Source organism: Campylobacter ureolyticus (assembly GCF_013372225.1).
GTDB classification, from domain to species: domain Bacteria; phylum Campylobacterota; class Campylobacteria; order Campylobacterales; family Campylobacteraceae; genus Campylobacter_B; species Campylobacter_B ureolyticus.
The window spans coordinates 478,594-495,069 of sequence record NZ_CP053832.1 but is presented as its reverse complement, the minus strand read 5'-3'; the positions used below and the strand labels follow the sequence as shown (position 1 = coordinate 495,069).

Here is a 16,476-nt window from a genome sequence, read left to right as displayed (position 1 = left end):
TAAATTAAGACGGAAAGAGATTATAAACTATAAAGTAAGTTTTAAAAACTTTATTGTTTCGTGTATAATCTTTAAACTTTTAAATTTGATAACAGTTAAATTTAAAAGATTTGCTTTTATGTTTATATAGATATAAAGCTTTAACAAGTCCTGTAAAATTGTTTTATTTTATTAAAACTTTTTGTGACTTTTAACAATGATAATTTAAATAACATTTAGATTATAAAACCTAATTAGAAAATTAACATATAAGAGATAATTGATTTTTATCAACTTTATTGTTTAACTCTCTAATTAAACTTTATAATAAAAAAATAAAGTTTGGTATTTTATCTAATAATACTTATATTTTTATAAAATTAAAAATAGTTTATTTTAATAAAAAACTATCATCTAAAATATAGTTATTTTTATTATAAAATACTTCTTTGTTAAACTATGTATTATATAAGCTTTATATAAAAATAATTTTTATATTTTTTTAATGGTGGGCCTGATAAGACTTGAACTTATGACCTCACCCTTATCAGGGGTGCACTCTAACCAGCTGAGCTACAGGCCCTTATGGTGGAGAATAGCGGGATCGAACCGCTGACCTCCTGCGTGCAAAGCAGGCGCTCTCCCAGCTGAGCTAATTCCCCTTTAGCTCTATTACTAATTTTAAAACAATCTCTGAAAACTAAACAAGGATGATTGAGTTAGTTGTCTATTACACTATAAGTATAAATATTAACACTTATATCTTTCTTATAGATATCTTGTGAGAGAATATCTATTTGTACTCTAGAAAGGAGGTGATCCAACCGCAGGTTCTCCTACGGTTACCTTGTTACGACTTCACCCCAGTTACTGATTCCACTGTGGAAGGTAGCTATTTTAGCATCCCTGCTTCGAGTGAGATCAACTTCCATGGTGTGACGGGCGGTGAGTACAAGACCCGGGAACGTATTCACCGTAGCATGGCTGATCTACGATTACTAGCGATTCCGGCTTCATGGGGTCGAGTTGCAGACCCCAATCCGAACTGGGACATATTTTATAGATTTGCTCCATCTTGCGATATTGCGTCTTACTGTATATGTCATTGTAGCACGTGTGTCGCCCTGGACATAAGGGCCATGATGACTTGACGTCGTCCACACCTTCCTCCTCCTTGCGAAGGCAGTCTGTTTAGAGTGCTCAGCCGAGCTGTTAGCAACTAAACACGTGGGTTGCGCTCGTTGCGGGACTTAACCCAACATCTCACGACACGAGCTGACGACAGCCGTGCAGCACCTGTCACTAAATTCTAGTAAACTAGCACTTTCTAATCTCTTAGATGTTTTTAGGATGTCAAGTCCAGGTAAGGTTCTTCGCGTATCTTCGAATTAAACCACATGCTCCACCGCTTGTGCGGGTCCCCGTCTATTCCTTTGAGTTTTAATCTTGCGACCGTACTCCCCAGGCGGTATACTTAATGCGTTAGCTGCATTACTGCCTTGACTAGCAAAGCAACAACTAGTATACATCGTTTAGGGCGTGGACTACCAGGGTATCTAATCCTGTTTGCTACCCACGCTTTCACGCCTCAGCGTCAGTTAGGTTCCAGCAGATCGCTTTCGCAATGGGTATTCTTCTTGATCTCTACGGATTTTACCCCTACACCAAGAATTCCATCTACCTCTCCCCTACTCTAGACTATCAGTTTCCTAAGCAGTTTAGTGGTTAAGCCACTAGATTTCACAAAAGACTTGATAATCCGCCTACGCGTCCTTTACGCCCAGTGATTCCGAGTAACGCTTGCACCCCCCGTATTACCGCGGCTGCTGGCACGGAGTTAGCCGGTGCTTATTCATCAGGTACCGTCATTATTCTTTCCTGATAAAAGGAGTTTACGCTCCGAAAAGTGTCATCCTCCACGCGGCGTTGCTGCGTCAGGGTTTCCCCCATTGCGCAATATTCCTTACTGCTGCCTCCCGTAGGAGTTTGGACCGTGTCTCAGTTCCAATGTGACTGATCATCCTCTCAGACCAGTTACGCGTCATAGCCTTGGTAAGCCATTACCTTACCAACTAGCTGATACGATATAGTCTCATCCTACACCGAAAAGACTTTCCCTATTTAACTTATGTTAAATAGGAGTATGAGGTATTAGCAGTCGTTTCCAACTGTTGTTCCTCTGTGTAGGGCAGATTAACTATATATTACTCACCCGTGCGCCACTAATCCATCCTAGCAAGCTAGGACTTCATCGTTCGACTTGCATGTATTAGGCACGCCACCAGCGTTCACTCTGAGCCAGGATCAAACTCTCCATAAAAAATATTATGAAGTTTTTAATCTAAAAACTTTTATTATTTATCTTTAAATAAAAATAAATTATTATTTAATACCTTTATATATAATACAAAGATATTGTTTTTAATTTCTAGCTCAATCGATCACTTGTTTAGATTTCAAAGATTAACTTTAAAATTTGATTTTTATAGTTTAACATTAATAATTTAAAAAACTCGTTTTTTATAAAAAAGAACTTATTTAAACAACTCGTTTAAGAGGTCTTTCGTAAAACGGAAATGAAATTATACAAACATAAAGCTTAAAGCTTGATTAAAGTGGGGGAAAATGTTATAAATTTTAATAGGTGGTTGTAAATTGTGATGAGTTGCGGTAAAGGTTTATTAAATTTTAAAAAAATTTAAATACTTTTTTATCATCTCATCAAATTTAACTTTCGCACTTTTAGGAGTTCTTATAATAAAATTAGGAAAAAAACGTCTTGCAAGCATTAAAATCATGTCATCGCTTGTTATCATAAATTCAATTTTTGTAAAGCCATTAATATCCTTTTTTTCAGTAATTTTTTGCGACCCAAAAAATTTCTTTTTCTTAAAATATTTCAAAACCTCATCGTTGACAAAAACCTCGCACAAATAAGACTTTACTTTATATCCATCCCAAAAACTTTCAAAGTTTTGTATAAATTTCAAGGCTTCAAAATCAGTATGAAAAGTTTTTTCACTTAGCATTATCTCATCTATAAAATTGAGCCTAATTACCCTAAATCCATTGTTTATAGACTCTTTTTCATCAATCATTGCAACTTGCCAATTACCTTTTGAATAGATAATTTTTAAAAATTTAACATCATTAAACCAAACACCTTCATAATTAAAACTCACATATCTTCTAAATTTAACAGCTCTTTTAACACTTAAAAATATTTTTAGATTTGGGCTTTCTTCGTGCGGACTTCCTTTTATAAGAAAAATATCACCAAGTTCTCTTGCGAGTTTAACACCAAGTTTTTTATGCTCGGGCGGTAAAAAGTCTGAAAAACCAGGATTTATCGTATGTAAAAGCTCGATTAATTTTTCAGTATCATCTGCTTTTTGATACGGAATTATAAAAGCTTTGTAAAATTCTTTATTTTTACACACATAATTTCCGCTTCCAAGTTTTTCTATAAATTCTTCTCCAAAAACCGCTCTTATATCACTAACATAACGTCTTAAAGTACGCTCACTAAGTCCTCTACTTAGGGCGTAATAGTTTAAATTTATCTCACGCCCTGATGAAATTTCTTGCAAAAATAGCAAAATTTCAGTTGTTTTTGTTACCATAATCCTAAAACTTTCCACCAAATTGAGCCAATTATTGACCAAATTAATAAATTTATAACAGTTATGATAAAACCAAGTTTCCACCACTCTTTTTGCGTTACATAACCACTCCCAAAGATTATCGGGGCTGGTGCGCCACCATAATGCGTGATTGGCATCATTAAATTTGACGCATATGCAAAAACTAAAGCTATTAACATACTTGGTGCCCCACATGCTATAGCAACAACTCCAAATGCTGAATACATAGCAGTTATATGAGCTGTAAGACTAGCGAAAAAATAGTGAGAAAAAACATAGATAAGAAGCAAAACAGCAGTTGTTGCAATCCACGAAATTCCACTAAATGAAGTAGATACTGAGTTCGCAAACCAACCGATAAATCCAAGAGTGTTTAATCCACCAGCTAGCGAAATAAGCCCACCCATCCAAATCAATGTATTCCACGCAGCTTTTTCTGATAAAATTTCATCCCACGATAAAACACCACTCAAAAGCAAAGCAACAACCGCAAGCATTGCAACCGTTGTTGCTCCAATACCAGTAAATCCACCAGTTGCCCATAAAATCAAAGCTCCAACAAACACGCAAAGCATAGCTTTTTCTTCAAATTTCATTTTACCTAAATTTAAAAGCTCTTTTTTGGCAATTTCTTTTGCTTGTGGATATTTTTTAATCTCTGGTGGATAAATAATATATAAAACCAAAGGAATTATCGCAAGTGAACAAAGTGCAGGAATAATTGATCCCATTACCCAAAGACCCCATGAAATTTGTACTCCAAAACTAGATAAAGCCAAAGTTGCAATTAGTGGGTTTCCTGCCATTGATGTTAAAAACATACCATTTGTTATAGCATTGCCTTGCCACAAAGTTTGCATAAAATACGCCCCTGCTTTTCTCCTACTATCATCAGGTTCTGAGTTTAAGGCACTTGAAATACTTTTTACTATTGGAAAAAGAACACCACCAGCTCTAGCACCGCTACTTGGCATAGCAGGTGAAATTATCGCATCACTTATAACTATAGAATATCCAAGCCTTAAAGTGCTATCACCTAAAATAGAAATTATTTTATATGCGATTCTTCTACCAAGTCCTGTTTTTATGAAACCTCTTGCAATCATAAAAGCGCTCACTATCAACCAAATAGTTCCACTTCCAAAGCCAGTCAGTGCTTCTTTTACAGAGAGTGTATTTGTAAGCATGGCAGCCGCAACACCAATAAATGCAACTGCACCGATAGGAAGGGGCTGTAAAATAAGCCCCAAAATAGTAGCAACTACAATAGCAAAAAGTTGCCATGCTTCCTTACTAACCGCATCGCTATGTGGAATAAACCAAATAACAAGCCCAACAACAAAGAGGGTAATAAGTTTTTTATAATTTACCAAAATTTCCTCCTTTTGCTAAATTTAAACAGCTTATTTAAAAAAGCTTTTACTATCATCCAAAACTCTATCCACAAACTCAGCACTTAGCCCTGTATAGAGCTCAGGTTTCATAATGTCTTCAAGTTCTTTTCTAGTAAAATTTTCTTTAACAGCCTCTTTTTCAAGTAGCGTATCAATGACCTCTGTCTTGTCCTTGAAAGCTTTCATACAAGCCTCATAAACGATTTCATGTGCATGCATTCTGCCGATTTTCTCACCTAAATGAAGCATAACCGCCTCACTTAACATCGCACCTTTAAGTTTGTTTAAATTTTCTTTCATATTTTCAGGATAGACAATTAAGTTTTCAAGCACATCATTTTGCTTTTCAAGTGTGGCTGCAAGGTGGATTGATGCCTTTGGAATGGCATCCCATTCGTTCAATTCGCAACCCCAATCTCTTTCATTTTCGCACCACATCGCCTCGACCATTAAAGGTGCTTGATAGCGAACAATTCTTGCAAGAGCGATGATATTTTCACAAACTTGTGGATTTCTTTTATGAGGCATTGTCGAACTTCCAACTTTTCCCATAAAAAATGGCTCCTCAACTTCGCAAATTTCAGTTCTTTGAAGGCTTAAAATTTCTTTTGAAATTCGTCCAATTGTCCCTGCAATTAATGCTAAAACACTAACATATTCAGCCATATTATCTCTGCTTGGATGCCAAGAAATAACAGGTACATTAAGACCAAGATCTTCCATCATAAGCCTTTGCATTTCTAAGCCCTTACCCTCTTGGCTAGCCATTGTACCAACCGCACCACTTAACTGACCTGTTAAAACTCGTGGTTTTACTTCTTTAAGCCTATCTAAATTTCGCCTGATTTCTTGTGCCCACATCGCAACTTTAAAGCCAAATGTTATAGGGAGTGCATGGATAACATGCGTTCTTCCTGCCATTACTGTACTTTTGTATTTTTTGGCCAAATTTAGGGCATCTTTATAAGTTTTTGTTAAAAGTTTTTCTAAAATCTCAATAGCTTCTTTGATTTGCAATACGAGGCCATTATCCATGATATCTTGACTTGTAGCACCCCAATGCACAAATTCTCCACTGTCATCATCAAAAACTTTTTTAAACTCTTTTAGTAATGGAACAATTGTTATGGAACTTTTATAATTTTCACCAATTGCATCTATATTTAGAAGTTTTGCATCTGCAAATTTGGTGATTTGCTGGGCACGACGTGGCTTTATTATACCAAGTTTTGCTTGAGCTCTTGCAAGTGCTGCCTCTGTGTCAAGCCACTTTTGAACTCTATTTTCATCACTAAAAACTTTTTTCATCGTCTCGCTTGAAAAAAGCACACCAAAAACCTTACTGTCGATCATACTAGAATTACTCATCTTTTCTCCTTTTTAAAGAATTTAAGTAATTCTAATCTATAAATTTGTCAAGTTCTGACCTTTTTAAATTTAATTTTTTTATATTAACGATAATTCTAAAAATAAAAATAAACGTAGTTTCTAAAATTATGAATAAAACTATAAAATTTGGGCCAAATTTGACCCAAAATTGATTTAAATTTCTTTATATGGTGCTTGACCTACTTTGTAAAAGTCATTTCCTTCACAGTCGATTGCAACAATTGCTGGAAAATCAACAACTTCAAGTTTTGCGATAGCTTCAGGGCCTAAATCTTCATAAGCTAAAACTTCATATTTTTTGATACTTTTGCTTATCAAAGCTCCAGTACCGCCGATTGCTACCATATAAACAACACAATTTTTTTTCATACTTTCGACTACTTCTTTGCTCCTATAGCCCTTTCCTATCATGGCATTTACACCAAGATCAAGTATTGTTGGAGTGTATTTATCCATTCTACCACTTGTTGTTGGACCAGCTGATCCTATAGCATCTCCTGGGCGTGCTGGAGATGGCCCTACATAATAAATGGTTTGATTTTTAAGATTTACAGGTAATTTTTCTCCATTTTTCAAAGCCTCGGTTAAAGCTTTATGTGCCGCATCTCTTGCTGCTATTATAGTACCAGTTATCAAAACCATATCTCCGGCTTTTAAAGTTTTTACAACATCTTTAGTTAGAGGTGAAATTATTTTTTTAGCATCTGACATTTTATCTCCTTAAAGTTCAAAATCAGCATGTCTTGCAGCGTGACAATTTATATTAATAGCCACTGGAAGTCCTGCTATGTGAGTTGGATACCACTCTACATTTACTTTAACAGCTGTTTTAGTTCCACCAAGTCCTTGCGGTCCAACGCCTGTTTTGCTAGCTAATTCTAAAAGCTCATCTTCAAGCTTTGCATATCTTAAATCTTCATTTTTACTATCCACATCTCTTGCGGCTGCATATTTTGCCATTAAAGCTGCTTTTTCCATAGTGCCACCAATTCCAACACCAATTACCATAGGAGGACAGGCATTTGGCCCAGCAAGTTCAACAGCTTCTAAAAATACCTTTTTAACGCCCTCAAGTCCATCAGCTGGAACCAACATCTTTAATATGCTTTTATTTTCACTTCCAAAGCCTTTTGGTGCAAGCCTTACTTTAAAAACATCGCCCTTTACAATTCTTGTGTGTATTACTGCAGGAGTATTGTTTTTGGTATTTTTTCGCTCATAAATTGGATCATTTACAACTGATTTTCTAAGATAATTTTCTGTATATCCCTTGGCAACGCCCTCATTTATGGCATCTTCTATATAGCCACCTTCTATTCTTACATCTTGTCCAATCTCAACAAACACAACGCTCATTCCTGTATCTTGGCACAATGGAATGCCAGTTGCTTCAGCTATATCGGCATTTTCTAGAATTGTGCCTATTATACTCTTACCAAGTGGCGATTTCTCATCTTCTTCTGCTTTTTTAAAAGCTTGTTTTAGGTCCGGCGCTACAACACAACAAGCCTGCTTGCAGAGTTTAGAAATATTCTCCACTATATCATTATAGTTGACTACTTTCATATTCTCACCTTTTTAAAATTAAAAATTTGTTTATTATACATATATTTATTTTAATAAAAGTTTAAATAATTTTTAATATATAAAGTTTTTTTAATAATTTAATTAGTATAATTTCGCAAATTATTTCACTCTAAAAAGGAGTATTTATGGATTTTTTAATGAATCTAAATGAAAGCACTCAGTTTTTTATACAGCTTTTAATAGTTTTGATTTGTCTTTTCTATGGAGCTAAAAAAGGCGGGGTTGCTCTTGGTATGCTAGGAGGCATAGGGCTTATAGTTTTAGTTTATGGTTTTGGGGTAGCTCCTGGAAAACCAGCAATTTCTGTAATGCTTACTATCTTAGCAGTTGTTGTTGCAAGTGCTACACTTCAAGCAAGTGGTGGTCTTGATGTTATGCTTCAAATTGCTGAAAAAATTCTTCGCAAAAATCCAAAATATGTAAGTATTTTGGCACCTTTTGTAACCTGCACATTGACTGTTCTTTGTGGAACAGGACATGTTGTTTATACAGTTTTGCCGATCATTTATGACATCGCCATAAAAAACGGCATTAGACCAGAAAGACCGATGGCTGCAAGCACTATCGCATGCCAAATGGGCATCATAGCAAGTCCGGTTTCTGTTGCTGTAGTAACTTTGACTGCTTTTATGCTTGACTCATCTCACCCACTAGCAAGTTTTAACGGTTATACAGACTTACTTAAAATAACAATTCCAGCAACCTACATAGGAGTTTTGGCTGTTGGTATATTTAGTATGTTTAGAGGAAAAGATCTTGATAAAGATCCAATTTTTCAAGAAAAGCTAAAAAATCCTGAATTTAAGAATTATGTTTATGGAAACAACGCCACACTTTTAGATCAAAAACTATCAAAAACAAAGTGGGCGGCAATGTGGATATTTTTAACTGCTATAGCTATAGTTGCGATAGTTGGATATTTTAGCGAGCTTCGACCTGCCTTTACAAATGCAAAAGGTGTTTTGAAACCTATGAGCATGACTGATACTATTCAAATTTTTATGCTTCTTGCAGGTTCAATCATTTTAATATTTTGTAAAGTTGATGCAAGTAAAATAAGCAAAAATGACATTTTTAGATCAGGTATGGTAGCAATGGTTGCCGTTTTTGGAATATCTTGGATGGCTGATACTATGTTTGCAAGCCATATGGCTATGCTAAAAGAGACCTTAGGAGCTGTAGTTATGGAGCATCCTTGGACATATGCAGTTATGCTTTTATTAATTTCTAAATTTGTAAACTCACAAGCAGCCGCACTTAGTGCTTTTGTTCCACTTGCCATAAGTATAGGTGTTCCACTTGGAGTTATCATAGCTTTTGCACCAGCTTGCTATGGATACTATATACTTCCAACTTATCCAAGCGATCTTGCAGCTATTCAGTTTGATAGAAGCGAAACTACTCATATTGGCAAATTTGTTATAAATCATAGCTTTATAATCCCAGGTCTAACTGGAGTTATTACATCTTCTATCTTTGGCTATATTTTTGCCCATATGTTTGGATATCTATAATTTTAATCCCCAAAATAATGGGGATTAAATAATATAATTTAATTATTTTATTTTAAAGTTTAAAATTTTATCTCAATTTCCATAATGATTTTATTTATGCTACCAATCACAAAAACTATATATTGGCAACTATATGTATATGTAAAAATATATTGTATAATTTTATATTTTAAACCCCATGCAAATTATAAATTTTTTATATGCTTATTATGAAAAAACGATAAGCAAAATTAAAAAACAGACTTTTTTATAACAATAATTTAGTTTTATCATCCTAAGCTAAAACCTTACCCATATAGGCAAAAAACTTATGGAAGTCATTAAAACCATTTAAACATACTTTTCAAAACTTATCTAAAATTTAAAAATTTCTATGCAAGTTTAATAAAATTCATATCCAATTTCTTTAGTAAAATCATACTCTTTTATAAGCTCTTTTGCTTCATCTAGTTTATAAAAATCAATGCAAGTTTCATCATCTTTATCATCGCCTCTTGAAACTTCTAAAATACTATTATCTTTTGTAGAAATTTTTATACATTTCTTACCTTTAACTTTTAAAAAGGCCCCAGAGTTTGAAATTTCATCAACTTTAACATTTGTCATATATGAAATTTCATCTGCAAATTTAGCCTGGGATGTATAAAAGGCAGCAATATCAAAAACTAAAGTTTTTAAATTTAAAACACTTTGCTTAAAGTCATCTTCATCTACTTCTAGCGAGCCAAGTGGAAAACCCAAAAAAAGCCCCATTAAACTAACATTGTCATTTACGATAATATCGAGTTTTGATTTATCATAAACAAAGTTAGTTACAAAACTATCTTTTTCATCTTTTAAAATTCCACTTGCCACGATAGCATCTTTAAACATCTCTTCTTTTGTCATTAAATCATCAAAAAATAGCTCAAAATATTTCTTAGATACTTTTAAATCGCCATTTAAAAAAGCATAATTTAAAATATTCAAAAGCTTGCTTTCATCAAAATTTTCAAGTCCAGCTTTTAAATTTAAATTAAAATTTTTACCGTCGCTATCATTAAAGCCGAAATTATTTATTGAAATTTTAGGATTTTGTGCTAAAAACTCAAGCCCAAATTTTTCTATTTCATCATCGCTTAATTTAGTAAAATCAGCTTTTAAAACCTCATCTATAAAACTTTTATCGATATTTTCAAGCGTAATGCTATATCCAAATTTATCAACTGGCAAACGCTCATCATTAAATTTTATCTGAATTCCATTTGCATTTAAAATAGAATTAAACTCAAATTTTTTAGTATTGTTATCATTTATTTTATCTTCTTGAGATATGTTTGCTACAAAAAAATCAAAATCATCAAATTTTATTTTTAAATTTTTAATAGAACTATTTGAGTTTGAATTTGCTATGTGAGTTAGAATTTCATCTATATCAAATGGTTTATCATAGTTGTATTCAAAAAACAATTCATCATAACTTGCAAAAATTTCATCCGTGTTAAGACTTGAACCTTTTTGAGTAAGAGTTAAGGATTTTAAAAGATTTTTTTTAAAATTCATATTTAAAACAAACTCACTTGCATGAATTCTTCCATCATCATCTTTAAAATTTATCTCATTTAAAATAAATTTTCCATTATGTAAAGAGTTTTTATCACCTTTAAGTGTAAATTTCAAAAACTTCGTTGAATTAAAAAGCTTTTTAACCTCATCTTGATAGCTAAGTGCTTCCATTGTTCCACTAGCTTCATATCCTTTGATTAAATTTAAAACTGAATTTTGAATATCAACTTTAATTCTTACGATAAAATCATCATCAAATATATTTAAAAACTCTTTATTTAAAAACTCTTTTGTATAGTTTATATCACTTACGATATGCAAAACCCCAGCTTCTTTTGTATAAGAGTGTTTAACATCTAATTCTTTTGGCATATTCATGTTAAAGCTACTTATATATTCATCAACCATTTTATCGGTTGTTTTTGAGCTTATTATCCAAAAAACACCTGCTAAAACTAAAATTATAAATAAAATTGCTACTAATACTTTTTTCATAATATATCCTTTTTTTCGTAACTTAATTATATTTTATTTTAAATAAAAAGCATATAAATTTAAAAATTTTATCAATTAAATATATATATCAAACTCTTTTTTAGGGACTGCTTCACCAATGACTTGAGAGTTTTCATAACCTGCATTTTTTAAATTTGTTAAAGCTATTCGAGCATCTTTTTGGCTAACTGCTATCAAAAGTCCGCCACTTGTTTGTGGATCACAAAACACTATATCAGGCTTGGTATTTGTAAAATTCTTAATAAATTCTAAATTTCTATAAGCTCCACCAGGAATTAAACCTAAATTTGCACACTTTATGGCTTCGTTTAAAATAGGAATTTTATCTTTATAAAATGAAATGGAAATTTCATTATTAAGCATTTCACTTGCGTGTCCTAAAAGCCCAAAACCAGTAACATCGGTACAAGCATTTACTTTTAAGCCTTTTAGGGCATTTAGAGCATAAAAATTTAGCTGAGTCATGTGAAAAATACCCTCTTTTATCTCATCTAAATTTAACATATCGCCTTTAATTGCAGTGCTCAAAATTCCCATTCCAAGAGGCTTGGTTAGGATTAGCAAATCTCCTATTTTAGAGGTATTGTTGCTCCAAAATTTATTTGGATGGACCTTGCCAGTAACACTTAAGCCATAATACATCTCAGGTGTCTCTATACTATGTCCACCAACAATCTCTGCACCGCATTCAATAACTTTGCTCTTTCCGCCAGCTAAAATTTCAGCTAAAATTTCACTTGAAAAATGACAACTATCAAAACCTACTATATTTAGTGCATTTAGTGGCTTTGCTCCCATAGCAAAAATATCACTTAAAGAATTCGCAGCTGCAATCTCGCCAAAAACAAATGGATCATCAACAACAGGCGTTATAAAATCAAGCGTTTGTACAATGGCTATATCATCTGTTAGTTTAAAAACACTCGCATCTTCATTATTCGTCGTATTTGATAGTAAAAACTTGCTTTTTTCCACTATGCCCTCTAAACTTTTGTTAAGACCCGCCGGGTCTATTTTAGCGGCTCAACCAGCAGCTTTTACAAATTTTGTCAAATTAAAATTTCTATATTTCAAAGCTTTATCACTTCAAATTCGCTTAACATTTGCATTATTTCGTAGGCATTTGTAATCTCGCCGATGCTTAACTTATCAACTAATTTATAAGCCTCAAGACAACTTCCACAACTATAAATTTTAATTTTATTTTCTTCTAGTTTTTTAAGAACTTGATAGCTAACATGTGATCTATCTGTAGTCATAAAAACAGCATTATTTACACAAATTATAGCAACTGGCTTATTGTCTAAATTTAAAATAGCACCCAAAAATTTGCTTAATAAATTTTTGCCAACCTCGCCACTTCCAGTTCTATCTTCGTTTAAAAATATAACTTTTTTTCTTTTTTGAGGTAAAATCTCGCAGTTATAACCATCGGTTGATGGCGAGATTAGATTTTTTATTTTTATGGTTTTTATCAAAGTTTCGCCATTTTTTTCACTTATTTCACAGCTAAGCTCATTTGTGTTTAAAAATCTTTTGATATTTTCTCTTGGAGGAATGCTATTTACTAAAATTTCTAAACTTTCACCTATTTTAAGGCTTTCTAACGCCTCTTTTGTTTTGATTAAAGGAGTTGGACACTCTAAATTTCTACAATCAATTTTCATAATTTTTCCTTTTTATATAAAGTTTTCTTTGAACTCAAAGCTAAGGTTAATTATATCAAATCTTTGTTAAGTTTTATTTATTTAAAAAAAGCTCTTTAAATCTTTTATTAGAAAATTCCTCTATATCTGCTTGTAGTTGCTTATAAGCTTTCATAAGTTCATGAGCTTTTGGTTTTAGCGAAGTTCCTGCTCCTTTTCCACCACCTGGTTTTGTCTCAAAAAGCTCATTGTCAAAGTTTTTTTCTAAAATTTTTAGATGATTCCAACATTTTTTATAATTCATATCTAACAATTCTGCAGCTTTTTTTATGCTACCAGTTTGATCAATAACATCTAAAACCTCGGTTTTACCCTTACCAAACAGAAGTTCTCCATCACTATTTTCTATCCAAATTTTAGTTTTTACAACCACTTTTTTTCCTTTCTTTTCTTTAAAACAACCTAATTTACAATATTTAACATCTATTTTATGACTTTTTAAAACACCTCTTATAGCTTTAAATCCTTTTGTTTGTTTAGCTATATTTCTTGCATCTATGCAGTTAATTCTATTTTTTTCATCTAAAAAAGGTTTTATTTTTAAAAAAATTTCTACATCATCATTTGGGATATCATGTTTAAATTTACCAAATTGTCCAAGCTCACAATTAGAAATTTTTATACCCATTTCATCGGCTTTTTTTCCAACTTCTGATATATCAATATCTAGCTCTTTAGCTATTTTAAAAGCAGCTGCACAGCTTAACTTTTTATCTTCATTTGCTAGTTTTAAAATAAACTCTTCCATAAATTTTTAAATTATCCTTTTTTCAAAACTATAAACATTCATAGAATTTCCTCTTGCAAAACCACAAAGTGTAAGATCAAATTTTCTAGCCAGCACTACTCCTAAATATGTGGCAGCAGTTCTAGAAACAAGAAGTGGAATTTTATGCATTATAGCCTTTGCAACCATTTCTGAACTTAATCTTCCACTTACCATTAAAAACGAATTTTCTAAATTTGCTTTATTTAAAATAGCTTTGCCAACGGCCTTATCTATGGTGTTATGCTGAGCGATATCTTCACCTATATAAAACTCACTATCATTTATAAAAAGTTTTGCAGTATGAACACAACCTGTTTTTTCGTATAAATCGCACTCTGTATAAAAAGTACTCATTCTTGATAAAATTAAACTTGAACTAAAAACTGAAGAGTTTTTTATAACCTCACCTTTCATATCCAAAAATGAATTTGCAGTTTTTGCACTTCCACAACCACTTATTATAGATGAGTTTTTTTGTAAATTTTCTATATTTGTATCATTTGGGTTTAAAATTTTAAATTTAATATTTACTTCAAATTCGCTATCTTTATCAATTTTAATATCTAAAATTTCATTAAGCGAATTTATTAAATTTTCACTTATTAAATACCCAACGGCTAAGGCTTTTTCATCAGTTGGTGTTGCCATTAATGAAATGACTTTTTTCTCATTTAAAAAAATATTAAGCCTAACTTCTCTTACCAAGGTATCATCAAAATCAAACTTTTCAAAAGATTTAATTTTGATGATTTTAGTATTAGCAATAGGGTTCATTTATTTAACTGGCTTTAAATTTGTATATTCTTTTTCAAAAATAGAAGGTTTAATTTTACCTTTTCTAAGAAGTTCTTGATACCAATAATGATGAAGTATATAAACTTCTTCTTCTTCTTTATATCCATTTATAATAGCATGGATTGAGCCTTTTATACAAAATACTGCCATATAAATATGAACAAGCAAAAATACAGCACATGCTGCACCTAAAATATTATGGATGATAGCGCTTAATCTTAAAATATCTATTTGTGTCATTCCTAAAAACGCACCATTTGCTACAGGAATTTGTGTATCTAAAAAATACATCAAAGCCCCTGTTATAACCATGATAAATCCACCACCCATACAAACCCAAAACCAAGCTTTTTGTCCAAGATTGAATTTACCTGCTGGAATTGGTTTTTTATTCTTTGATAGATATCCACCTACCATAATAGCCCATCTAGCATCGTAAGTTGCAGGAAGCATTCTAAAAAGCCACTTAAAGAACATATATGGTAAAACTATAGCGAACAAAATAGTAGCTATTCCATGTAAATTTTTACATAATCTTACAAAAAATCCTCCACCAAATTCTTCTCCAAACATCATAATAATACCAGTCGGAACAAGGATAACCCAAGAAAGTGCCGCAACTGCATGAGTAAGTCTTTCTATAACATTAAAAGCATAAACCTTACCATGATCGTGTGAAAATGACTTTGGCCCTACGATAGCATAGTGCCCAACAAAAGCGACTAAGACAGCAATTATTGCAAATAAAGCTAAATTTGCAAAAAAACCACTACTTTGAAGCCAAACAAACCATTCAGCAAAAGGATGGTTGTAATAAGCATCTATATTTTCAACCCTAGCTTTTCCCCAAACACTACTATCATATTGAATTGCTTTTTTAAATTCTTCATTATATGCAAAAAGCCCAGCAAAAGAGCAAAGCAAAATAAAAATTTTTCTCATCTTTATACCTTTTAAAAAACATTAAATTTAACTATTATACAATATAAATCTAAATTTTACTTTCTGTAAAAAAACTAATTATTTCCAAGAATTTCCAGGATATTCATCCAATGTTCCTAAAAATCCCGTATTATAACCTCTAAGCTCAACTCTGTCGTTATAGATTTTATCAACAACTTTTTTATCTCCAACCAAAAGTGCTTTTGTAGAGCACATAGCAGCACAAAGTGGAACTTTGCCCTCTGCTATACGGTTTTGACCATATTTATGAAACTCATCATCACTATGGGTTTTTTCAGGTCCTCCAGCACACATAGTGCATTTATCCATAACACCTTTTGGTAAAAATTTAGTTTCATTTCTAGGAAATTGTGGTGCTCCATAAGGACATGCATATAAGCAATATCCACAAGCTATGCAAGTATCTTTGTCGTGTAAAACTATCCCATCATCTCTTATATAAAAACAATTTACTGGACAAACTTGCGCACAAGGAGCATCAGTGCAGTGCATACAAGCAATTGAAACTGAATACTCCTTACCAACAACACCTTCATTAAAAGTATAAACTCTTCTTCTTCTTACATCAAGAGGTAACTCATGCCCACTATCGCACGCAACCGTGCAGCCATGACAATCAATGCACCTATCCAAGTCACATAAAAATTTCATTCTTGTATTTGACATAAACTACTC

The 16,476-nt window shown here is 32.4% G+C and carries 13 protein-coding genes, 2 tRNA genes and 1 rRNA gene; 1 reads left to right on the top strand and 15 read right to left on the bottom strand.

Going from position 1 to position 16,476, the window contains the following annotated elements; all coding sequences use genetic code 11:
• Window positions 1-485 precede the first annotated feature (485 nt).
• The 8 genes from CURT_RS02565 to CURT_RS02530 all read right to left on the bottom strand — a co-directional run bounded on the left by CURT_RS02565 (window position 486) and on the right by CURT_RS02530 (window position 7,972).
• Window positions 486-562 (bottom strand) — tRNA-Ile (locus CURT_RS02565).
• 3 nt (window positions 563-565) lie between these two features.
• Window positions 566-641, bottom strand: a tRNA-Ala gene (locus CURT_RS02560).
• 146 nt (window positions 642-787) lie between these two features.
• Window positions 788-2,299 (bottom strand): 16S ribosomal RNA (locus CURT_RS02555).
• Window positions 2,300-2,660: 361 nt separating this feature from the next.
• Window positions 2,661-3,620 (bottom strand): WYL domain-containing protein, encoded by a 960-nt coding sequence (locus CURT_RS02550; RefSeq protein WP_237721133.1) that lies wholly within the window; start codon window positions 3,618-3,620, stop codon window positions 2,661-2,663.
• Window positions 3,596-4,996, bottom strand: coding sequence for an anion permease (locus tag CURT_RS02545; protein WP_018712252.1), 1,401 nt, complete (start codon window positions 4,994-4,996; stop codon window positions 3,596-3,598). The genes CURT_RS02550 and CURT_RS02545 overlap by 25 nt, the downstream gene beginning before the upstream one ends.
• Window positions 4,997-5,026: 30 nt before the next feature.
• Window positions 5,027-6,385 (bottom strand): adenylosuccinate lyase, encoded by a 1,359-nt coding sequence (gene purB, locus CURT_RS02540; RefSeq protein WP_018712253.1) that lies wholly within the window; start codon window positions 6,383-6,385, stop codon window positions 5,027-5,029.
• A 174-nt stretch (window positions 6,386-6,559) separates the two neighbouring features.
• Window positions 6,560-7,117, bottom strand: coding sequence for a Fe-S-containing hydro-lyase (locus tag CURT_RS02535; RefSeq protein ID WP_018712254.1), 558 nt, complete (start codon window positions 7,115-7,117; stop codon window positions 6,560-6,562).
• A gap of 9 nt (window positions 7,118-7,126) precedes the next feature.
• The gene (locus tag CURT_RS02530; protein ID WP_018712255.1) at window positions 7,127-7,972 is read right to left on the bottom strand and encodes a fumarate hydratase; all 846 of its coding nucleotides are present in this window, start codon (window positions 7,970-7,972) and stop codon (window positions 7,127-7,129) included.
• A gap of 146 nt (window positions 7,973-8,118) precedes the next feature.
• Here CURT_RS02530 and CURT_RS02525 point away from each other — a divergent pair, with 146 nt between their 5' ends.
• On the top strand, window positions 8,119-9,507 hold the full coding sequence (locus tag CURT_RS02525; protein ID WP_018712256.1) for an anaerobic C4-dicarboxylate transporter: 1,389 nt from the start codon (window positions 8,119-8,121) through the stop codon (window positions 9,505-9,507).
• Between the two features lie 381 nt (window positions 9,508-9,888).
• On the opposite strand, the gene CURT_RS02520 is transcribed toward CURT_RS02525, so the two are convergent.
• From CURT_RS02520 to fdh3B, 7 genes are all read right to left on the bottom strand, one after another.
• On the bottom strand, window positions 9,889-11,547 hold the full coding sequence (locus CURT_RS02520) for a YdgA family protein (RefSeq protein WP_018712257.1): 1,659 nt from the start codon (window positions 11,545-11,547) through the stop codon (window positions 9,889-9,891).
• A 75-nt stretch (window positions 11,548-11,622) separates the two neighbouring features.
• Window positions 11,623-12,642 carry a selenide, water dikinase SelD gene (gene selD / locus CURT_RS02515; RefSeq protein ID WP_081617934.1) on the bottom strand — a complete coding sequence of 340 codons (1,020 nt, stop codon included), beginning with the start codon at window positions 12,640-12,642 and terminating at the stop codon, window positions 11,623-11,625.
• Window positions 12,639-13,235 carry a sulfurtransferase-like selenium metabolism protein YedF gene (gene yedF / locus CURT_RS02510; RefSeq protein ID WP_018712259.1) on the bottom strand — a complete coding sequence of 199 codons (597 nt, stop codon included), beginning with the start codon at window positions 13,233-13,235 and terminating at the stop codon, window positions 12,639-12,641. Before yedF ends, selD begins: the two co-directional genes overlap by 4 nt.
• A gap of 73 nt (window positions 13,236-13,308) precedes the next feature.
• On the bottom strand, window positions 13,309-14,022 hold the full coding sequence (locus CURT_RS02505) for a winged helix-turn-helix domain-containing protein (RefSeq protein WP_018712260.1): 714 nt from the start codon (window positions 14,020-14,022) through the stop codon (window positions 13,309-13,311).
• Between the two features lie 6 nt (window positions 14,023-14,028).
• Entirely contained in the window at window positions 14,029-14,817 is a 789-nt protein-coding gene (gene fdhD, locus CURT_RS02500) for a formate dehydrogenase accessory sulfurtransferase FdhD (RefSeq protein ID WP_018712261.1), read from the bottom strand.
• Window positions 14,818-15,780: a formate dehydrogenase subunit gamma gene (locus CURT_RS02495; protein WP_018712262.1), complete on the bottom strand. Its 963-nt coding sequence runs from the start codon at window positions 15,778-15,780 to the stop codon at window positions 14,818-14,820.
• Window positions 15,781-15,858: 78 nt separating this feature from the next.
• The gene (fdh3B, locus tag CURT_RS02490; RefSeq protein WP_018712263.1) at window positions 15,859-16,467 is read right to left on the bottom strand and encodes a formate dehydrogenase FDH3 subunit beta; all 609 of its coding nucleotides are present in this window, start codon (window positions 16,465-16,467) and stop codon (window positions 15,859-15,861) included.
• Between the last annotated feature and the right edge of the window lie 9 nt (window positions 16,468-16,476).